The sequence below is a fragment of the Blautia sp. SC05B48 genome (genome assembly GCF_005848555.1).
Classification (GTDB): Bacteria; Bacillota; Clostridia; order Lachnospirales; family Lachnospiraceae; genus Blautia_A.
The window spans coordinates 332,706-351,065 of sequence record NZ_CP040518.1; the positions used below are offsets into that span (position 1 = coordinate 332,706).

Annotated in this window: 12 protein-coding genes; 3 read left to right on the top strand and 9 right to left on the bottom strand. The window is 46.1% G+C overall.

Annotation, left to right across the window (positions count from 1 at the left end; translation table 11 throughout):
• Positions 1-17 precede the first annotated feature (17 nt).
• Entirely contained in the window at positions 18-3,740 is a 3,723-nt protein-coding gene (gene addA, locus EYS05_RS01435) for a helicase-exonuclease AddAB subunit AddA (RefSeq protein ID WP_138276423.1), read from the bottom strand.
• Complete coding sequence (addB, locus tag EYS05_RS01440) at positions 3,721-7,107, bottom strand: helicase-exonuclease AddAB subunit AddB (RefSeq protein ID WP_330575517.1); 3,387 nt, start codon at positions 7,105-7,107, stop codon at positions 3,721-3,723. Before addB ends, addA begins: the two co-directional genes overlap by 20 nt.
• Positions 7,108-7,310: 203 nt before the next feature.
• On the opposite strand from addB, the gene EYS05_RS01445 reads away from it, so the two are divergent.
• On the top strand, positions 7,311-7,748 hold the full coding sequence (locus EYS05_RS01445) for an FMN-binding protein (protein WP_138276424.1): 438 nt from the start codon (positions 7,311-7,313) through the stop codon (positions 7,746-7,748).
• A gap of 23 nt (positions 7,749-7,771) precedes the next feature.
• Here the strand turns inward: EYS05_RS01445 and EYS05_RS01450 are convergent, their stop codons facing one another.
• The 4 genes from EYS05_RS01450 to EYS05_RS01465 form a co-directional block, all read right to left on the bottom strand.
• Complete coding sequence (locus EYS05_RS01450) at positions 7,772-9,721, bottom strand: NAD(+) synthase (RefSeq protein WP_138276425.1); 1,950 nt, start codon at positions 9,719-9,721, stop codon at positions 7,772-7,774.
• Positions 9,722-9,740: 19 nt separating this feature from the next.
• Entirely contained in the window at positions 9,741-10,622 is an 882-nt protein-coding gene (gene hslO, locus EYS05_RS01455) for an Hsp33 family molecular chaperone HslO (RefSeq protein ID WP_015527218.1), read from the bottom strand.
• An 18-nt stretch (positions 10,623-10,640) separates the two neighbouring features.
• Complete coding sequence (locus EYS05_RS01460) at positions 10,641-11,414, bottom strand: class I SAM-dependent DNA methyltransferase (RefSeq protein WP_138276426.1); 774 nt, start codon at positions 11,412-11,414, stop codon at positions 10,641-10,643.
• A 176-nt stretch (positions 11,415-11,590) separates the two neighbouring features.
• Positions 11,591-12,706, bottom strand: a complete 1,116-nt coding sequence (locus EYS05_RS01465; RefSeq protein ID WP_243101157.1) for a hypothetical protein — start codon at positions 12,704-12,706, stop codon at positions 11,591-11,593.
• 503 nt (positions 12,707-13,209) lie between these two features.
• Here EYS05_RS01465 and EYS05_RS01470 point away from each other — a divergent pair.
• Positions 13,210-13,773 (top strand): ECF transporter S component, encoded by a 564-nt coding sequence (locus tag EYS05_RS01470; RefSeq protein ID WP_138276427.1) that lies wholly within the window; start codon positions 13,210-13,212, stop codon positions 13,771-13,773.
• A gap of 36 nt (positions 13,774-13,809) precedes the next feature.
• Positions 13,810-14,940 carry a pyridoxal-phosphate-dependent aminotransferase family protein gene (locus EYS05_RS01475; RefSeq protein WP_138276428.1) on the top strand — a complete coding sequence of 377 codons (1,131 nt, stop codon included), beginning with the start codon at positions 13,810-13,812 and terminating at the stop codon, positions 14,938-14,940.
• A gap of 90 nt (positions 14,941-15,030) precedes the next feature.
• Here EYS05_RS01475 and EYS05_RS01480 read toward each other — a convergent pair whose 3' ends face one another.
• From EYS05_RS01480 to EYS05_RS01490, 3 genes are all read right to left on the bottom strand, one after another.
• A complete protein-coding gene (locus tag EYS05_RS01480) occupies positions 15,031-15,852 on the bottom strand; it encodes a carbohydrate ABC transporter permease (RefSeq protein ID WP_138276429.1) in 822 nt (273 codons plus the stop codon).
• Positions 15,852-16,733 carry a carbohydrate ABC transporter permease gene (locus EYS05_RS01485; RefSeq protein WP_226843038.1) on the bottom strand — a complete coding sequence of 294 codons (882 nt, stop codon included), beginning with the start codon at positions 16,731-16,733 and terminating at the stop codon, positions 15,852-15,854. Before EYS05_RS01485 ends, EYS05_RS01480 begins: the two co-directional genes overlap by 1 nt.
• 84 nt (positions 16,734-16,817) lie before the next feature.
• Positions 16,818-18,143: an ABC transporter substrate-binding protein gene (locus EYS05_RS01490; protein ID WP_138276430.1), complete on the bottom strand. Its 1,326-nt coding sequence runs from the start codon at positions 18,141-18,143 to the stop codon at positions 16,818-16,820.
• Positions 18,144-18,360: the final 217 nt, after the last annotated feature.

Below are 18,360 nucleotides of genomic sequence, written 5' to 3' on the forward strand. Positions count from 1 at the left end.
ATCTTTTCATTTTCAGATTAGAGACTGAACGCTTCTCCAAGAGTAAACGAATAAATATACCGTTCCTTCACCTTCCGGCCTGTCATCCGTTCCAATGCCTGGGCGTAATCCTCCAGCTGTACATGATAACGGTCGATCAGCTTCTTTTCTTCTCCACGTCTCACAAAGTCCGTTTTATAGTCCACCAGAACGATTTCTTCATCCTCTATAAAATACGCATCAATGATTCCCTGTACCAGAACATTTTCCTCACACTGCCACTTCGGATCAAGCTCCGAAGCTTTTCTTGCGATCACAAAAGGCTGCTCCCTGAACAGAAGTCTCTTCTCTGAAGCTGCTTTCATCCGCTGTCCGAGGGGTGTTTCCACAAAATTCCAGATATCTTTTACCCGGACCGACTCAGCCTCTTTTCTTTCCATCTTCCTGGCGTCAACCCATTCTCTCAGCTGTCTGCGGATCTCATCCCTGTTTGCTGTCTTCTGATAGTCCAGACATTCCATTACACGATGATAAGCCGTTCCACGAAGTGTCCCTGTATATCCCTCCTCTTTCTTCTCCTCGATAAATCGGGGAACCAGCGGCTGGATCTCTTCTTCCGTCTCATAATCCACCGTTTCTTCCAGATCCTGCTCACTGTGGTAGCTTCGCTTTTTCAGTTCTGATACACTGACCTTCACAGGAAGGTCTTCCAGATATTGATATGGATATACAAAAGAAAAACGTCTCTGGATCTCCTCCCGGATCTCACTGTCAAAAACTCTGCCCGGATTCCAGTTCTCCAGCGTTTCCTTCTTCATTTCCCGCTCCGCCTGTTCCATAACCTCACTTTCTGTCAGTTCCCGTGCTGTGACCCTTGTAACTATGAATTCTGCCGGATCTTTGTACAGAGGATTTGCGGTATTCATAAAGATGCCATATTCATGAAATAATGGTGCCATGCAGCGATGTCTTACCAGTGCCGGAAGCACATAATCCCAGTAAGTCTTCCCGCAAAGCCTTCTTCCCAGAGAAAGCAATGGTTCCTCACTGTCCCTTAATGCGGACAATTCCTCCAATTCCGGACGCAAGGCTCCAATAGTTCCGCTGAGGATCAGTTTTTCCTTTGCACGTGTAAGCGCTACATAAAGTACCCTCAGCTCCTCTCCGAGGCTTTCCATCAGGAGCGTTCTCCGTATGATCTGCTTGCACAGGGATGGAGCGATGATCCTCTTCTCCGGCAGGATCGCATCCGCACCGATCCCCAGCTCCGGATGGATCAGGATACTTGCGTTCATATCCCGGAAATTAAAGCGTTTTCCCATTCCTGCTGCAAACACTACCGGAAACTCCAGTCCCTTACTCTTATGGATCGTCATGATCTGTACCGCACTTTCCCCGGTTCCGGAAAGATTTACCTCCCCGTAATCCACCTGATACTGCTGAAGCTTCTGGATATATCTTACAAAATTAAAAAGGCCTCGATAGCTTGTCTTCTCATATTCCATTGCTTTTTCCACAAGCATGTTCAGGTTTGCATTCCTCTGTTCACCATTTGGCATTGCCTTTGCATGGTCTCCATATCCGGTGCGTGCAAGTACCTCCAGGATCAGCTGATGCACCGGCGTGTAAGCCGCCTTGTCACGAAGTGCATTCATAGTGTCCATAAAACAGGACAGCTTCTCTCCGAGGATTTTTTTGTTTTCCTCAAAGCTTCCATGCTCTCTGTAATCCTCCACAAACCTGCACACACATTCATAGATCATTCCTTCCGGATATGCGATCCGGAGCTCAGCCAGCTCTTCTGTGGTACATCCAACGATCGGTGAACGCAGTACGCCGGTCATGGGAATATCCTGCAGCGGATTGTCCAGGATCCGGAGATAATTCAGCAGTGTCACAACCTCTGTTGCAGAAAAATATCCGGTTCTGGATGCCGTATATACCGGTATCCCTCTTGCACTCAATACCTCCCCAAAAGTTTCTGCCCAGCCTGAAGCAGACCGGAGCAGAATCACGATATCTCCATATTGAAGAGGTCGATACTCTCCAGTTTCCTTATCCAGCACCCGTTCATGCCCTACCATAGATTGGATCTTTCCTGCAATGGCAAGGGCCTCCAGCTCTCTCTCATTCTCCGTTACTTCTTCATCCTTATCTTCCAGCAGCGGACTGTATTTATCCACAAGAAGGATCTCTGTTTTTACAAATTCCTGATCCTGGCCTTCCGGAAAAGAAGCTCCAGGATACAGAGCTGCAGCCTCGTCGTAGGCAATTCCTCCCAGATCTTCCCCCATGATCTGCCGGAAAATAAAGTTGACACTTTCAAGAACTTCCGGTCTGCTTCGGAAATTTTTGTGCAGGTCGATCCGCTGTTCCTGACTGTCTTCCAGCGAATAGCTCTTATATTTTTCCATGAACAGTTCCGGGCGGGCCAGACGAAAACGGTAGATGCTCTGCTTTACATCTCCTACCATAAAGATATTTTTACGTTCATTGACCCAGCCGGAAACTGTCTGCATCAGGATCTCCTGGACCAGATTACTGTCCTGATACTCATCCAGCAGAACCTCATCATATTTTTCAGAAAGCTCTCTTGCCGCCTGGCTGGGCACATAGTTTTCTCCTTCCTTTTTCAGAAGGATATCCAGGGCAAAATGTTCCATATCCGAAAAATCCAGAACATTTTTTTCACGCTTCTTTGCCTGGAAACGCTCTGCAAAATCCTTTGTCAGCTTCACCAGCATCTCCAGCGGTGGTGCAGATGCTTCTGTCAGTTCCGTCAGCTCATCCAGATTTCCGTAAAAATATCGGATTCCCAGTTCCTTCAAATTGTCTTTTGCATCTTCGCGAAGAGCTTTTACCAGATTTTTCAGCTGCTCCGATACCCCCTCCATTTTTTTTGAGGAAAGTCTTGCAAATTTCAGATCCCGGAGATTCTGTGCCATCTCATCATAGTCCCTTTTAACGGACAGTTGCTTCAACTGCAGGATCAGCATCATATCTTTTTCCAGAGCCTCCAGATAAAGCTCCGGTCCATCCTGAAGCTGACAGGTCTTCATTGCGGTTTCTGTAAGCTCTTCCGCTTCTTTCAGTGCACAGTCTGCTGCCTCCCACAGATATCGGAACCATCGCGTCCCCTCAAGACCTTTTTCCGGATCCAGATGATAATTCTCCACACAGCTGTCCAGCCATTTTTCGGGCCATGGATTACTCATCGCAGCATTATAAAGCTCCAGCACATGTTCTTTCAGTCCTTCATCCGTTTTTCCTGGCGCATAGCATTCCACAAATGCAGTAAAATCTGCCTTTCTTTCTGCATAATGATCCTCAAAAAGCTCCTTCAGCACATCTTCCTGCAAAAGCTTCAGTTCACCCTCATCTGCGGTCCGGTAACCCGGATCCAGTCCGATCAGATGAAAATAATTTCGGATCACATAGGCGCAAAAGCCGTCAATGGTAGTGATCTGTGCTGTATGGATCAGCGTCATCTGTCTCTGCAGATGCTCATTATCCGGATCTTCAGCCAGTGCCTGATCCAGTCCACGTTCGATACGTTCCCTCATCTCTCCCGCTGCCGCCCTTGTAAATGTCATGATCAGAAGACGGTCAATGTCCACCGGTTTCAAAGGATCCATGATCTTACTTAAGATCCTCTGCACCAGCACTGCAGTTTTACCGGAACCGGCTGCTGCGCTGACCAGAATATTCCGGTCCCGGAGTGTGATGACCTTTTTCTGCTCTTCAGTCCATTTCACTGCCATTCTCTTCCTCTCCCTTCATGATCTTTTTCCACAGTGCATCTTCTCCGATGGACGACAGTCTGTGAAACTCATATCCCGGTATCTTCCTGTCAAAGCCGCACACAGTAAGATACGGACAGTATGTGCAGGCATTCTTTTTTCCAAGTTCATAGGGTTCCACTGCCGCATTTCCATCCAGGATCGATTCCCGGATGTCACAGATCTTTCTCCGCACATACGCTCCCAGCACATCAAACTGCTTCCTGGATGCAACAGAAGATCTTTTGCTGAAGCTTCCGTCCCGGTTCAGGGACACCGGTATGGAGGCCATAGTGCTGTCGATTTTGGTGCTCATATTATCATCTGCCTGTACAAGCCCGTTCATTTTCATTTTCTTCAGCATCTGCTCATTGATGCTTTCCATATCCGCATGGATCTTCTCCTGTATCATAGGATCCTTCACATTATAATAAAACACACCTGCCGGAACGATCTCGCGATCCGGATACTTTCTTTTTTCTACCTGTAACGCACCATCCAGATAGACCATCAGCTGAAGCTGAAGGCCATGATACAACGCCAGCAGATCAAACGAAGTATTTCCGGTTTTATAATCGATCACCTTCACATAGACCCGATTGTTCTCTGGCTCTTCCATGATATCCACACGGTCGATCCTTCCGCCCTGAAACCTCACCTCAAAACCTTCCGGCCGGAATGCTCCATGCTTCAGCTGTTCCTGCAAAGCCCACACTGTACGCCGCAAAATACGTCTGGTCCGTTCGAGCATATATTCATTTCTCGCACTGCTTTTAAGGACCGTATTTCCGTAATCTGCTGAAACCTGATCCAGACAACTGTCTATGATACGGTTTCGCTCTTCCTCCGTAAGCTCTGCCCAGTCCAGTCCCTCTTTGCGGACTTCCACCGCAAATTTTTCCAGTGCCATATGCATGACATTTCCCATATCCATAGCCCGGAACTCATACTCTGCACGTTCTGTAACCTTCAGGCCATACTGCAGAAAATGTGCAAATGCACAGGCCGCAAAACGCTCCAGCCGGGTAGCGCTGTACGGAGAAATTTCTCCATAGAGGATCTTCGCCACTGTTTTTCCGATCTTGTCTGACGGTCGTTCTGAAAAAGATGCCTCTGTAAGTTTTTTTACAAGGATCCTGTATTCCGGGCTCTGAAGATACCAGCTGTACAGTTCCTGGAAGACCGCATTATCCTGGTAAGCTTCTCCTGCAAGCCCTCTCAGGAAATAATCCAGGCTGATTCCCGGAAGCTCCAGTAATTCCATAGGTTCCTGCATATCTCCGCACTGCCGGATCTCCATTTTCGGAAACATCTCCCGGATATTACTGACAAGAAAGGCCGGACTCAGGGCTTTTCCCTGGCTGTCAGACTGACAGAAGGACAGACAGAGCAGTTCTCTTGGCTTGGTCATGTTCAGATACAGATAAAACCGCTGCATGTTCATCAGTTCCTTTGGCCCCGGTGCAAGCTGGATCCCCTGATCTTTAAAAAATTCTCTGTCAATCTCCGTGAGCATTCCTCCGCCGGATGTATTCTTCGGAATATTCCCTTCATTTACTCCCACAAAAAACAGTGCACGGATATCCTTCAGCCTGGTTCTCTCCATATCTCCCACAAGTACCTGGTCCATACTTGGCGGGATCAGAGCCACCTTGGCCTGGTTTAATCCTGTTTCCAGAAGCTGTCGGAAATCCTGACGGTTCACGGTTTCCTCGCCCAGGATCTCCACCATATTATCCAGAAGTTCCATAACGATTCCGTATATCTGGGCATATTCCTTTTCCATGGCCTTGTCGCCCTGTTCCTTGAATTTCAGTTCCTGATGCTTCAGTTTCTGCTGCACCTGGCTCCGCACTGCAAACTCGTAGAGAAAAGTACAATATTCCCGGACCGTCTTTTTCCCGCCTTTAAAGCTTAGCGCAAGCTCTCTGGTCTCATCTGCGAACCGCTTCCGGATCTCATTAAGCCTCTGAATGCTTTCCGGCGGCATTCCCCGGTAAATACGCACCCACACTTCATCCCATCTCTTAAATCCACGGATACCAAGAGCCAGCACATAATTCTCCAGAAGGTCTGCTTCCTCCCTGGTCACGCAGGACATTCCGCAGCGGAGATACCGGAATACACTTTCATAGGAAAAATCCTGCACTGCCATCTCAAGTGCTGCCCGGAAATATTCTACAAACGGATTCATCAGGACCGTATGCTTCTCATCAATGAAATACGGGATTCCTGCTGCTGTAAATACCTGCTTTGCAAGATTGCCATACTCCTCCAGATTCCCTGTGATCACGGCGATTTCACCGTAACGGCAGCCCTTTTCCCTTACAAGTCTGGCGATCCGGCGGGCAGCTTCTTCCATTTCCTTCTGCGGGTTCACTGCCGAAAACATGCAGATCTCATCCTGCGCTTTTTTGTATATATTTTTTCGGTAACGGAAAATATTTTTTTCAAGGAAATGGAGGGCAGGTGCCTGGGAAAAGCGGGATTTTCCCACATCCTTCAAAAGAACCGGCGTCTCGATCTCCCTGGTCAGCTCCGAAAGCCCGTGGATCATCTGACGGCTCATATAAAAAAGCTGATAAGGTTTTCCTCTCATGCTCAGATTCTCATCCGCATCCATAGTCACCGTTACCATCACCTTTTCACAGACAGCAAGAAGTTCTCCCACGACACGCATCTGAATAGGAGTAAAACCGGTGTAACCATCCAGAAGAAGTACACTGTTTTTCATTTTTTCAGAAAACGGAAGAGCTTTTTCCAGCGCATCCATTACTTCTTCTCCCGTCATATAATGATCCTTCAGATATCCGGTAAATGCCTGGTAAAGAACAGCTACGTCTTTCAGCTTCATCTGAAGTAACGCTCTGTCACCGGAATCCTCGATCATCTCCTGAATCTCACTGTCCCGGATATCGTACTGCATAAACTCCGACAGGATAGACTTCACTTCATCCAGGTATCCTGCTTTACGCATCTGACCTCCCAGATAGGAAAGCTCCTTTCCATGCTGCTGTACCATCTTCTGCAGCACCATACTCTTACCGGTTTCTTCCAGAAGGGTGCGGCTGTCTCCTCCAACTTCCTCCAGAACACGGTATGCAAGACGCTCAAAGCTCAGGATATCAATATTCAGGATTCCTTTGCCCGGACTCATCTCCACCAGTGTCTTCTGGGTCTGCATGGTAAACTGCTCCGGCACGATCACATAAAAAAGCTTCTCAGGGTGCAGCCCCGCCTGTTCTATTATATTCTGATAAGCATAACAGGATTTTCCGCTTCCGGAACTTCCTATGATAAACTGTAATGACATCTTCATCCTCCCGATCACTTGCAGATTTTCAGTCATTCCGGCGCCCTCCTGCGCCTGAAGTATTCCTATCATACCACAAATTCTGCTCCTATAGAACGGTCGTTCTCCATATTCTGAAATATCTGCCTGCTCTTTTCCTTATTTTTCCAGACACGGTATCGGATGGTCTGCGCACAGCTGTGGCATAAATCCTCCATCCCGATAATAAACTATACAAAAAGCTTTGGGAGGCGTGCGCCATGAGTTCCAAAACCAGGATCATCGTTCTACATATGAAAGAGATCATTTACACAGCTGTCTTTCTGGCTCTGGCTGTTGTTCTGGCTGTCGTTCTTTTCTTCATGTTCGGTCCCGGAAAAAATGCCAGTCATACAGCCGGCGAAAAATCCCGCTACAAGCCGGGCGTCTATACCTCTTCCATCACTCTGAATGATAATACCTTCGATGTGGAAGTTACTGTAAATGCTGACAGGATCAAGGCCATCCGTCTGGTGAATTTAAATGAAACGACAAAAGCTTCCTATCCTCTTATGGAACCGGTTCTGGATTCTTTGGCAAGTCAGATTTATTCCAGTCAGTCCCTGGAAGACATTCAGTATGCAGGAGACCGGAAATATACCTCCCAGGTGCTCCTTTCAGCTATCACGGACGCAGTAAAAAAAGCGGAGAACACTTAAGCTCTCCGCTCTGCGATCTACGTTCAGATTTCAATCTTCTCCAGCACATCCTGCCAGATCCTTGCACTTGCATCACTTGGCATTCTGAGATCTCCTCTTGGAGAAAGTGCCACACTACCTACCTTCGGGCCATCCGGCAGACAGGAACGCTTGAACTGCTGGGCAAAAAATCTCCGATAGAAGGTTTTCAGCCATTTCAGGATCGTCTCTTTATCATAAATCCCGTCAAAGGTCAGGCAGGCAAGCCTGTAGATCTTATCCGGTGTAAATCCTGCACGCAGCATGTAATACAGATAAAAATCATGAAGCTCATAAGGTCCTACCAGATCCTCAGTCTTTTGGGCGATCTTGCCATCCTTAGGAGGAAGAAGCTCCGGGCTTACCGGAGTATCCAGGATATCCAGAAGAACCTCTTTCAGTTCCTCATCTCCGCAGGTATCCGCATAATAACGTACCAGATGACGTACCAGTGTCTTTGGAACAGAAGCATTCACACCATACATGGACATGTGATCGCCATTATAGGTTGCCCAGCCAAGAGCCAGCTCGGAAAGGTCTCCGGTTCCCACAAGAACGCCGCCTTCCTTGTTTGCCGTATCCATCAGGATCTGGGTACGCTCACGTGCCTGGCTGTTCTCATACGTCACATCGTGGATCTCCGGATCATGTCCAATATCCCGGAAATGGATATTTACCGCCTCTTTGATATTTACCTCGGTAAGCCTTGCACCAAGGCAGCGGCTTAACTTGCAGGCATTCTGATAGGTTCTGTCTGTGGTTCCAAAGCATGGCATGGTCACACAGTGGATCTGTTCTCTCGGCATTCCCATCCTGTCAAAGGCACGTGCCATTACAAGAAGCGCCAGGGTAGAATCCAGTCCTCCGGAAAGTCCTACCACCGCACTCCTGCTGTGAATATGCTCCATACGTTTCTTAAGTCCCATAGCCTGGATGTTCAGGATCTCCTCGCAGCGCTCATCACGCTCTTCCTTCACAGACGGAACGAAGGGATACTGTGGATATTTTCTGGTAAGTCTTGTTTCCTCCTCTGCTACAGAAAAATCAACTCTTGTATAACTGCAGGTAGAAACTGCCGGATACGTGGACATTCTTCTTCTCTCATCAGCCAGTCTCTGCACATCGATCTCACTGTAAATGATGCTGTTCTCAAAGCGTCTGCTTTCCGCAAGCATGGAACCGTTCTCTGCGATCATATTCTGTCCGCCAAACACGAGATCCTGGGTAGACTCCCCTTCCCCTGCACTGGCATAAATATATCCGCAGATCAGTCGTGCTGACTGCCCGCTTACCAGAGTTCTCCGGTAGGAATCCTTACCTACCATCTCATCACTGGCAGAGAGATTAACGATGATATGCGCACCGTTGATGGCATGACGGATACTTGGCGGCGCAGGGACCCAGAGATCCTCACAGAGCTCTGCTGCAACGGTGAATTCCGGAAATTCCTTACATTCAAAGATCAGCTCTGTTCCAAAAGGAATTTCATCCCAGAACTCATCCTCCTCATTTTTCTCGCACTTCAGGAAGTCCACAAATTCCACATCTTCTTCCTCTGCACCTGCAAACTGTCTCTGCTCATAAAACTCATTATAATTCGGAATATGAGTCTTCGGCACAAATCCCACGATACGGCCATGATTCAGAGCTGCTGCCACATTATAGAGCTTGCCTCTGTGACGCAGAGGGAGTCCCACAAAGATCAGGGCGTCCGTCTCCCTTGTCTCCTCCGCAATATGCAGAAGCTCATCCCACGCACTGTCCAGAAGACATCTCTGGAGAAAAAGATCGTGACAGGTATATCCTGTGATACAAAATTCCGGAAATACCATCAGCTTGACATGCTCCTTTTCCATTTCATGAATGGCCTTAAGGATTTCCTCTCCGTTTGCCTTGCAGTCTGCAACGGTAACTCTCGGCGTTGCCGCTGCCACCTTGATAAAACCATGCTTCATTTTTTCTTCCTCCCGAGTTTTATCGCTTGCACTCTCTTATGATCCTCTTAAGATCTTCCACGGTAAAATTATAATTCTTATTGCAGAAATGACAGTTCATCTCAATGTCCTTGCCTTCCTGGATCATCTCGTTAAGTTCTTTTCTTCCGATGCTGATCAGCGCTTTTTCCACACGCTCTCTGCAGCAGTTGCAATGGAACTGTGTGGGCAGTGTATCATTGATCTCTATGTCAAAGCCTTCCAGTACTTTTTCAAGAAGACTTTCCGGTGTATGTCCCTGCTCCAGAAGATTGGTAACAGAATCGATCTTTGATACGTTTTCCTCAAGCTTTGCGATCACTTCTTCCTCTGCAAAAGGCATCAGCTGTACAATAAAGCCTCCCGCCTGACGGACTGTATTATCCTTATTCATCAGCACACCCAGTCCTACCGCAGACGGAACCTGCTCGCTGGTTGCAAAATAATAGGTGAGATCTTCTGCGATCTCGCTGGTCTGAAGAGCAACCTGTCCCACATATGGCTCTTTCAGTCCCATATCCTTGATCACATCCATAAAGCCTACACCGACAGCTCCCGCAACATCCAGCTTGCCTTTACTGTTTGCCGGGATACATACATCCGGATTTCCCACATAACCCTTTACATTTCCGTGAGAATCTGCAGTTACTGTGATTCCCTGCAGTGGTCCGCCTGCATGGATCCGAAGTGTAAGGAGATCCTTTTCTCCTTTCATCATAGCTCCCATCATAGCACCGCCGGTAAGGAGACGTCCCAGTGCCGCTGTTGCCACCGGACTGGTGTTATGATTCTTTCTCGCTGTCTCCACCATATCGGTTGTAACAGCCGCAAATGCACGGATCTGGCTGTTTGCCGCTGTTGCTCTTACAATATAATCACTCATATAAAAAAATTTCCTCCTTTATTTCTCTTCTGACGGAATTTCCTTTCCATGTTCTCTGGCCACAAAAGTCAGTCTTCCGCTGTCCGGCTTCGGCACATCCTTGGTGTATGCGTCATAAACCGCCAGCGGGATCAAGCCTGCCTTTTCAAGAAGTTCCCTTACTTTCTCCGGATCATAGGACTTCTGGTAATGAATTTCCTCGTCTCTCTCATAAAGACCATCTTCTCTCGGAAGAAACAGAGTCAGATCATACACATTGATCCCGGTCTCCTCATCAAATTCATTTTCCCAGATAAAGCTTCCCTCTTCCCGATTCTCTGCAATAGTCGTATTTCCAAGCATTTCCCGGTATTTATACGGGGTGTTCATATCAAATATGAAAATTCCATCCGGATCAAGATAATTGTTCACCAGTTTAAATACAGTAAGCAGATCCTTCTCCTCTGTGATGTAATTCATACAGTCACAGACGCTGACGACAGCACGTACCGTTCCATAAAGTTCAAACTCCCGCATATCCTGTTCCAGATAAAGGATCTCATGGCCGGATTCTGCACGTTTTTCCATGGCTTCGCCAAGCATTTCCTCAGAGTTATCCACACCGATCATATCATAACCGGACTCAGCCAGAAGCTCTGTCATCACTCCGGTCCCACAGCCAAGTTCCAGCACGATCCCGTCTTCAATTCCGTATTCTTTAAGACTTCCTATAAGATATTCCGCCCATTTTTCATATTCCACATTATCCATGAAAATATCATAAACTCTGGCAAAATCGCTGTATGCTTCCATAAAAACCTCCAAATATTTTTCGGACGTTCCATCGCCCGCAGCGTTCACATTATACCATGTCTTCCTGTATAAGTATACGCCTCTGACATAATATGACACAAAAAATCCGGGACCGCAGCCACAAAAGCTGTGATCCCGGAACTCTTATCTAACCGAATCTCCTGCTGCTCCAGGCTTTACTGTACAGGCATATAGTATACGTCTGCAGCCTCACCGTGCCAGTAGAAGCTTGTTCCATCCTCTTCGTATACATCACAGTCATACTGAGAAGAGAAGGTGAAACGGTTTCCTTCGTTATCCATCCATGCACCGTTTCCGTCCGGAACGATAACACGTGGTTTACCATCGGAGTTTCTGTAAATAGTTCTTGTCTCATCTGTGTTGCCAAGCTGCTCATCTGTAAATCCGCCATTTACGATAGCACCGGAGGAGCTGCTGTCAGTGGATGCAGTTCCATCGGAAGAACCGTCAGATGTGCTGCTTCCGTCAGACGCTGCACTTCCGTCGGCAGATGTGCTTCCGCCGGCAGCTGTAGTTCCATCTGCTGCTCCGTCAGTAGAAGCTGCTGCATTACCATCTGCAGATGCATTTCCGTCAGAGGAAGCTGCTGCATTATCTTTACCGGCAGTCTTGGCTGCGGAACCATTTGCCGCACTCTTCAGAGTGGAATCACCAAGGATCGCAAAGCTGTCGACAGACTCCTGAACCTTTTTCAGAGCATCCTCTTTTTTAACAGAGGCCACAATGCTGTAATACTCGCTGTCACTTACAAAGTATTTATTGATAGCATATACATAACCGTCACTCTTGGTCGTATCCTTATATTTCACAGTATAAGAATAAATGTTGATTCCGTCTTTCTGATCTGCCTTGTAATCCTGGATCTCAAAATCGGTTCCATTTACCATGTTCTCTGCCTGTGTCATGGAAACTGCCATATCCTGGGAGTTCGGGATCACTGCGGATTCCAGGTCAGCACCGGAGCCATGAAGGATCAGGATCCTGCCCTGGTCCGGAGACTCGAAGCTCACCATATCTGTCTCATCGGACTTGTTGGCCCAGGTTGCATCCGGAAGCTTGATCGCTACAGATTTATCCTTGGATGTATAGGTTGTATTCTGTGCATCTGCTGCAACAGTCGGTGTAACCTTCGCTTTTTTCGCCGGTGTCGGAGTAGGAGTAGACTCCACAACCACGCTGTCCTCTTTTCCTCCTCCGAAACTACATGCCGTCATGACACCAGAAAGAGCAACAGTCATAGCTAAAAGTGCAATAAATTTTTTATTCTTCATAGTATCCTCCTCATAATCATCATCAGTCACAAAGTGTGTCCGGAACATTCACTCCTGAACACACTCTTTGCTATAGTTTACGATTTTATTACAGCTTTGTCAATTGATTTCTCCCTGTACTTTATGAATATATCTCGGGTTTTCTGTGACCTTCACTCACAAAAAACACCTCGCGGGACATTGCCGGTGAACCGTAAGCAGACATCCTGCTCCGTACAGGATTTTTCTAACATTATAATCTTCCCAGATATACCTATCTTATTCTCTTCCTATGCTGACCCTGTATTTCCCGTTTTACGCCTTCATTACGAAAACTCTGTTTTATTTCCCACCAGGTAAACCTCCTGTTTTAATGACAAATATCCCTCTCAGATCTGTCCCCTCTTTTTTTTCTATAATTGTGTCTTTATTCATGTACACTCATGTTGTAAAGTATACCCAACCAAAAATATATGAAAAGAGGACATCCATACATCGATGTTTTCGGGAAAGGATCTATCACTATGGAAAAAGCAGTTCAGACATCTCAGAGAACTGACCAGGAGCTTTCATCTGTTCAGTTTCTCACCATTACAGCCGCATTTGTTGCGCTGACTTATATCTTCACCGCATTTATTAATGTTAAGCTTCCGATCGCAGCCAACGGCGGACTGATCCACCTTGGAAATGTGCCGTTATTCATCGGTGCCATTTTATTTGGAAAGAAAACCGGAGCCATTGCCGGTGGTATCGGAATGGGGCTCTTTGACCTTCTCTCCGGCTGGACCCTGTGGGCACCATTTACTCTTATTATTGTAGGGATCATGGGCTTCACAGTAGGTAAGCTCACAGAAGATCACCGGCACCAGAACATGAAATGGTATGTGATCGCCATTGCCGCAGCCTGCGTGATCAAAGTAGTAGGATACTACATTGCAGAGGTTATCATCTATGGAAATCCACTGGCACCGGTATCTTCCATCCCGGGAAACCTGGTCCAGATCGGTGTTGCAGCTGTCATCGTTCTCATAGTGATCACCCCCTTAAACCTTGCAGCAAGAAAAACCGGATTAAAAAAGCAGCCGTAATTTACGGAAATACTATAAAGATCAAGAGGTGAGCTTATGTATAAGATCATGACACCGGGACCTACACAGGTCGCAGAAAATGTCCGTCTGGCAAGAAGCATGGAATGCACAAATCCGGATCTGGACGAAGATTTTGTCGAATTTTATAAAGAAACCTGCGAGAAGATCAGCTCTCTTCTCCACACCTCCAACGAAACTCTCATCTTAAGCGGTGAGGGTATCCTTGGACTGGAGGCTGCCATTGCTTCCATGACTGAGCCCGGAGATAAGGTTCTTGTTCTGGACAATGGTATCTACGGAAAAGGCTTTGCCGATTTTGTTTCCATGTACGGAGGCAGACCGGAGCTTTATACCAGAGATTATCAGAACACCCTCGATGTAAAGGAACTGGAAGCCTTCCTTGCGGATAATCATGACTACAAATATGCAACCGTAGTACACGGTGATACTCCAAGTGGCATGCTTAACGATGTAGCTGCCATCTGCCCGCTTCTTAAAAAATACGGGATCCTTACCGTTGTAGATTCTGTCTCCGCTTCCTTCGGCGAGCCTCTGAACATTGATGCATGCCAGATCGATATCATGTGCGGCGGATCACAGAAGGTGGTATCTGCACCTCCGGGACTTACCTTTGTTGTAGTCAGCGACGATGCAAAGAAATCCATGGCAGACCGTAAGACACCAATTGCTTCTTTCTATGCCAATCTTACAACTTTTGCACATTATTACGAAGAGAAATGGTTTCCATATACAATGCCGATCAGCGATATCTACGGACTCCGCACTGCCATTGACAACATCGCAGCAGACCCTGCCATCCTCTCCCGCCACGCAAAGATCGCCAGTGCCTCCAGAAAAGCCATCACAGGCGCAGGCCTGAACCTTTACCTGCACAGCGGATATTCCAATACAGTTACTGTTTTTGAAGTACCGGAGGGCACAACAGCCGAAGCGATCCTTGAGGGAGTAAAAAAAGACTACAACATTATGCTGGCAGGTTCCTTCGATGTCCTGGCTGGCAAAGTGATCCGCATCGGACATATGGGAAACAACGCTACATTCTATAATGTAAGAGAAGTTTTTGCTGCCCTGGACGGAACTTTACGCAGGCTTGGCGTTCCGCTTAAGGCTTCCATGGAGGAGATCTTCTGTGAAAACATGCAGTAATTTTTAATATTTCAATAGTAAAAAGCACTGTAAGATGAATTCAATTTTTCATCTCGCAGTGCTTTTTTATAATTCTTATAATATTTTTCTTTATTCTTTTACTGCGCCGGATGTCATACCACCTACAATATATTTCTGACCGATCATGTAAACAATGATAACCGGGATACAGGTAAGTACGATATCAGCAAAAATGTAGTTCCAGTAACTCTTGTTCTTTCCGAAGAACTGATATACAGCCATTGTCATCGGGAAGAGACGGCTCTTGCTTGACAGGTACAAAGGTGTAAGGAAATCACTCCATACTGTCATGAACTGAAGGATAAAACATGTTACCATGGTTGGTTTCAGAAGCGGCATAATGATCTTAAAGAACAGGCTTAACGGGCCTGCGCCGTCAATAACTGCAGCCTCATCCAGCTCAACCGGAACAGAGATTACGAAGTTACGGATGGTAAATACACAAAACGGAATCATCGCGCTGGTGAACACCATAATAATGCCAGTTCTTGTATCATTCAGGTGAAGTGTACTGAGTACACGTACCAATGTTACATAGTTGACCGGGAAGAACAGTCCGCAAAGTACAAAGTAATACAGGAATACATTCAATTTTGTTCTCTTACGGCACATAACAAATGCAGCCATGGAGCAAAGTACAACGCCAAGTGTTGTAGCGATCAGCGCATATGCAAAACTGTTCAGGAATCCCTGGATCAGGCTTCCTTTTTCAATAACCTCAGAGTAGTTGGAAAATACCCATTCTGTAGGAAGTGCCAGACTCATTCTGGCTGCTTCTGCTTTTGTCTTAAAAGAGTTGATCAATACCATATAAAATGGAAGCACGACACATAAACAAAGCAGGATACATACAACATGTTTTAATATATTCTGAATTCTTTTTTTTGCCATTACTGCTGTACCTCCTGTTTACTTAATGTCTTAACAATAAATACACCTATGATTGCTGTAATTACAAGAAGAACGGTATTCAATGCAGAAGACATTCCATACTGGCCTCTGGAATAGAGCTGGAATGCATAAGTTGTAAGAACCTCTGTTGCATGTCCAGGGCCACCGTTTGTAAGTACATAAACAATATCGAATACTTTCAGACCATATGTAATACCAAATACAAGGTTGATCATGATAGCACCACTCAGCATCGGAAGTGTTACATACCGAAGTCTCTGCCAGAAGTTTGCACCATCGATCTGCGCAGCCTCATAATAAGATTTCGGAATCGTATTCAGACCTGCAAGGAAGATAGTCATGACATAACCAATGCCTCTCCACGCATCTACACCATAAATGGATTTCCATACAATAGCCAGATCAGACAGCCATTTCTGTTTGAAGATTCCAAGATGGAATGCATCAAGAAGTGTGTTTAAAAGTCCGTTATTATAATTCAGGATGGATTTAAATACAAGACCAATGATTACAAAAGGCAGAATAGACGGCAGGTAGAGCAATGTTCTGTAAAGCCCTTTGCCTTTAAGTCCCTCCTGAAGCATAATCGCGATCAGAAGAGCCGGGATAAGCTTAACGATGTTGGAAATGATAGTAAACTTCAATGTATTGCCAATACCGCTCAGATAAGACTTATCTGATGTAAAAATCTCAGCAAAATTCTGCAGTCCCACAAAATGAGTACCATTAAGAACACTTCTGGAGTTCCAGTCTGTAAAGGAGTAACCAACACCCATTACACTGGGAAGCAGGAAAAAAATGATATATAATGCCAACGGCAGTATCAGAAACCACTGTGGATAGATTCTCTTCTTATTCACAGAAAGCACCTCCTGTTTTAAGTTAAAACAGAGCCGGCAAATACCGGCTCTGCCTTCGGGTCAACTAGTTTTAAGTTCTGTTATTTATTTCCAGTTCTCGTCGCCTACAGTTTTTGCTGCCTCAGCACGGTTGGTATCCATGTTCTTAAGAACATCATTTGCTTCCATCTCGCCCTGGCAGAATGCAACCATATCCTGACCAAACTGTGTCCAGTAATCGTTTGTATATTTTGTACCTGTCTGAAGTGTTACAACAGCCTTCTTGTCATCCGAAACTGTTTTAAGGAACTCCTGCTCCTCCGGCAGCCAGTGCTGCTCAAGCTTGTCATCGTTAACGTCAAGGTTTGTGTATGCCGGAGAGTTATCAAGAATTTCCTGAAGGCTCTCTGTTGTTGTAACGAAGTTGAAGAACTCTTTTACAAGATCCTCATGCTCTGTTCCCTTGTAACCAAACATTGTCGGGCCGGAGTTGCTGCTTGGATACCAGGTATTGTCGCCAAGTGGCTCAAGGAACATTCCAAACTCATCAGATGTGCCTGTGTCTTCCTGGATCTGTTTGATGAAACTGGAATTTGCAAGTGCCATTGCACAGTTTCTGTCACCAAATTCGTTGGACATGTTTGTACTGTCTGTTCCGATCCAGTCTTCTCCGAAGTATCCTGCATCAGAGAGTTCTTTGAACTCATTCAGAACTTCAAGCATCTTCTCGTTATCTGCAAATGTTGCTTTGTTTTCATTTAATTCGTCATAAAGACCGGGTGTTGCTTCTTCATAAACGCCGCCGATCTGGAAAAATGCCAGCTGATGCTGCCATCCATCTGCACCAGGCATGAACCAAGGTGTGATTCCTGCATCCTGGATCTTACCGCAGAGTTCTTTCAGCTCATCATATGTTGTCGGTACTTCCCAGCCGTTCTCTTCGAACAGTGTCTTGTTGTAAACCATTACATACTCCGGAGATGCGTTCCAGATCTGAAGTCCGTACAGTTTGTCATTGTATACGCAGGACTCTTTTCTTGTCTCCGGCATAACATTCTCCCAGGAAGCTCCTGTAAAGTCGATGCAGTATTTCTCAGGATCAACGATGGTAGATTCGATTGCAAACGGGTTGGACTGGATCCAGAAGATATCTGCACAGGAATCTGTAGCAAGTTTGGACTGAAGAAGATCTGAATACTGATCAGCCGGAATTGTCTGAAGGTCTACGGTAACATCGTAGGTATCCTCAAAACGTTTAATTGTCTCATCGTAACGATTGTCCATCCATCCTGCTGAAACCAGGATGCTGAGCTCCTCGCCTGCGAAATCGCTCTTCTCATCCGCTGCAGATACGTTCACTGCAAGTCCTGTCGTCATGGAAGCGATCATTGCTGCTGCACAGGCTACTGCCAGAAATCTCTTTCTTTTCATTAATGTTTCCTCCTTTTTTGAACTGATTTTTCGTTCTCTCTTGATGATATTAGTTTATCATCTGATCATTTTAAAAGCCATGGATATTCCTGCCCTGTATTTGTACTTTTTTCACAGTTTATTATACTTTTTTCATATTTTCCGTAACTATACACAAGTTTCTATTGACATTTTCAAGCACTATTTCAGAATTACATTTTTACGGTTTGTACTTTTT

What these genes read in the sequence shown, in the direction of transcription:
- addA (WP_138276423.1), bottom strand. Translation starts at nt 3,740, where the DNA reads ATGGCAGTGAAATGGACTGAAGAGCAGAAAAAGGTCATCACACTCCGG.
- addB (WP_330575517.1), bottom strand. Translation starts at nt 7,107, where the DNA reads ATGACTGAAAATCTGCAAGTGATCGGGAGGATGAAGATGTCATTACAG.
- EYS05_RS01445 (WP_138276424.1), top strand. Translation starts at nt 7,311, where the DNA reads ATGAGTTCCAAAACCAGGATCATCGTTCTACATATGAAAGAGATCATT.
- EYS05_RS01450 (WP_138276425.1), bottom strand. Translation starts at nt 9,721, where the DNA reads ATGAAGCATGGTTTTATCAAGGTGGCAGCGGCAACGCCGAGAGTTACC.
- hslO (WP_015527218.1), bottom strand. Translation starts at nt 10,622, where the DNA reads ATGAGTGATTATATTGTAAGAGCAACAGCGGCAAACAGCCAGATCCGT.
- EYS05_RS01460 (WP_138276426.1), bottom strand. Translation starts at nt 11,414, where the DNA reads ATGGAAGCATACAGCGATTTTGCCAGAGTTTATGATATTTTCATGGAT.
- EYS05_RS01465 (WP_243101157.1), bottom strand. Translation starts at nt 12,706, where the DNA reads ATGAAGAATAAAAAATTTATTGCACTTTTAGCTATGACTGTTGCTCTT.
- EYS05_RS01470 (WP_138276427.1), top strand. Translation starts at nt 13,210, where the DNA reads ATGGAAAAAGCAGTTCAGACATCTCAGAGAACTGACCAGGAGCTTTCA.
- EYS05_RS01475 (WP_138276428.1), top strand. Translation starts at nt 13,810, where the DNA reads ATGTATAAGATCATGACACCGGGACCTACACAGGTCGCAGAAAATGTC.
- EYS05_RS01480 (WP_138276429.1), bottom strand. Translation starts at nt 15,852, where the DNA reads ATGGCAAAAAAAAGAATTCAGAATATATTAAAACATGTTGTATGTATC.
- EYS05_RS01490 (WP_138276430.1), bottom strand. Translation starts at nt 18,143, where the DNA reads ATGAAAAGAAAGAGATTTCTGGCAGTAGCCTGTGCAGCAGCAATGATC.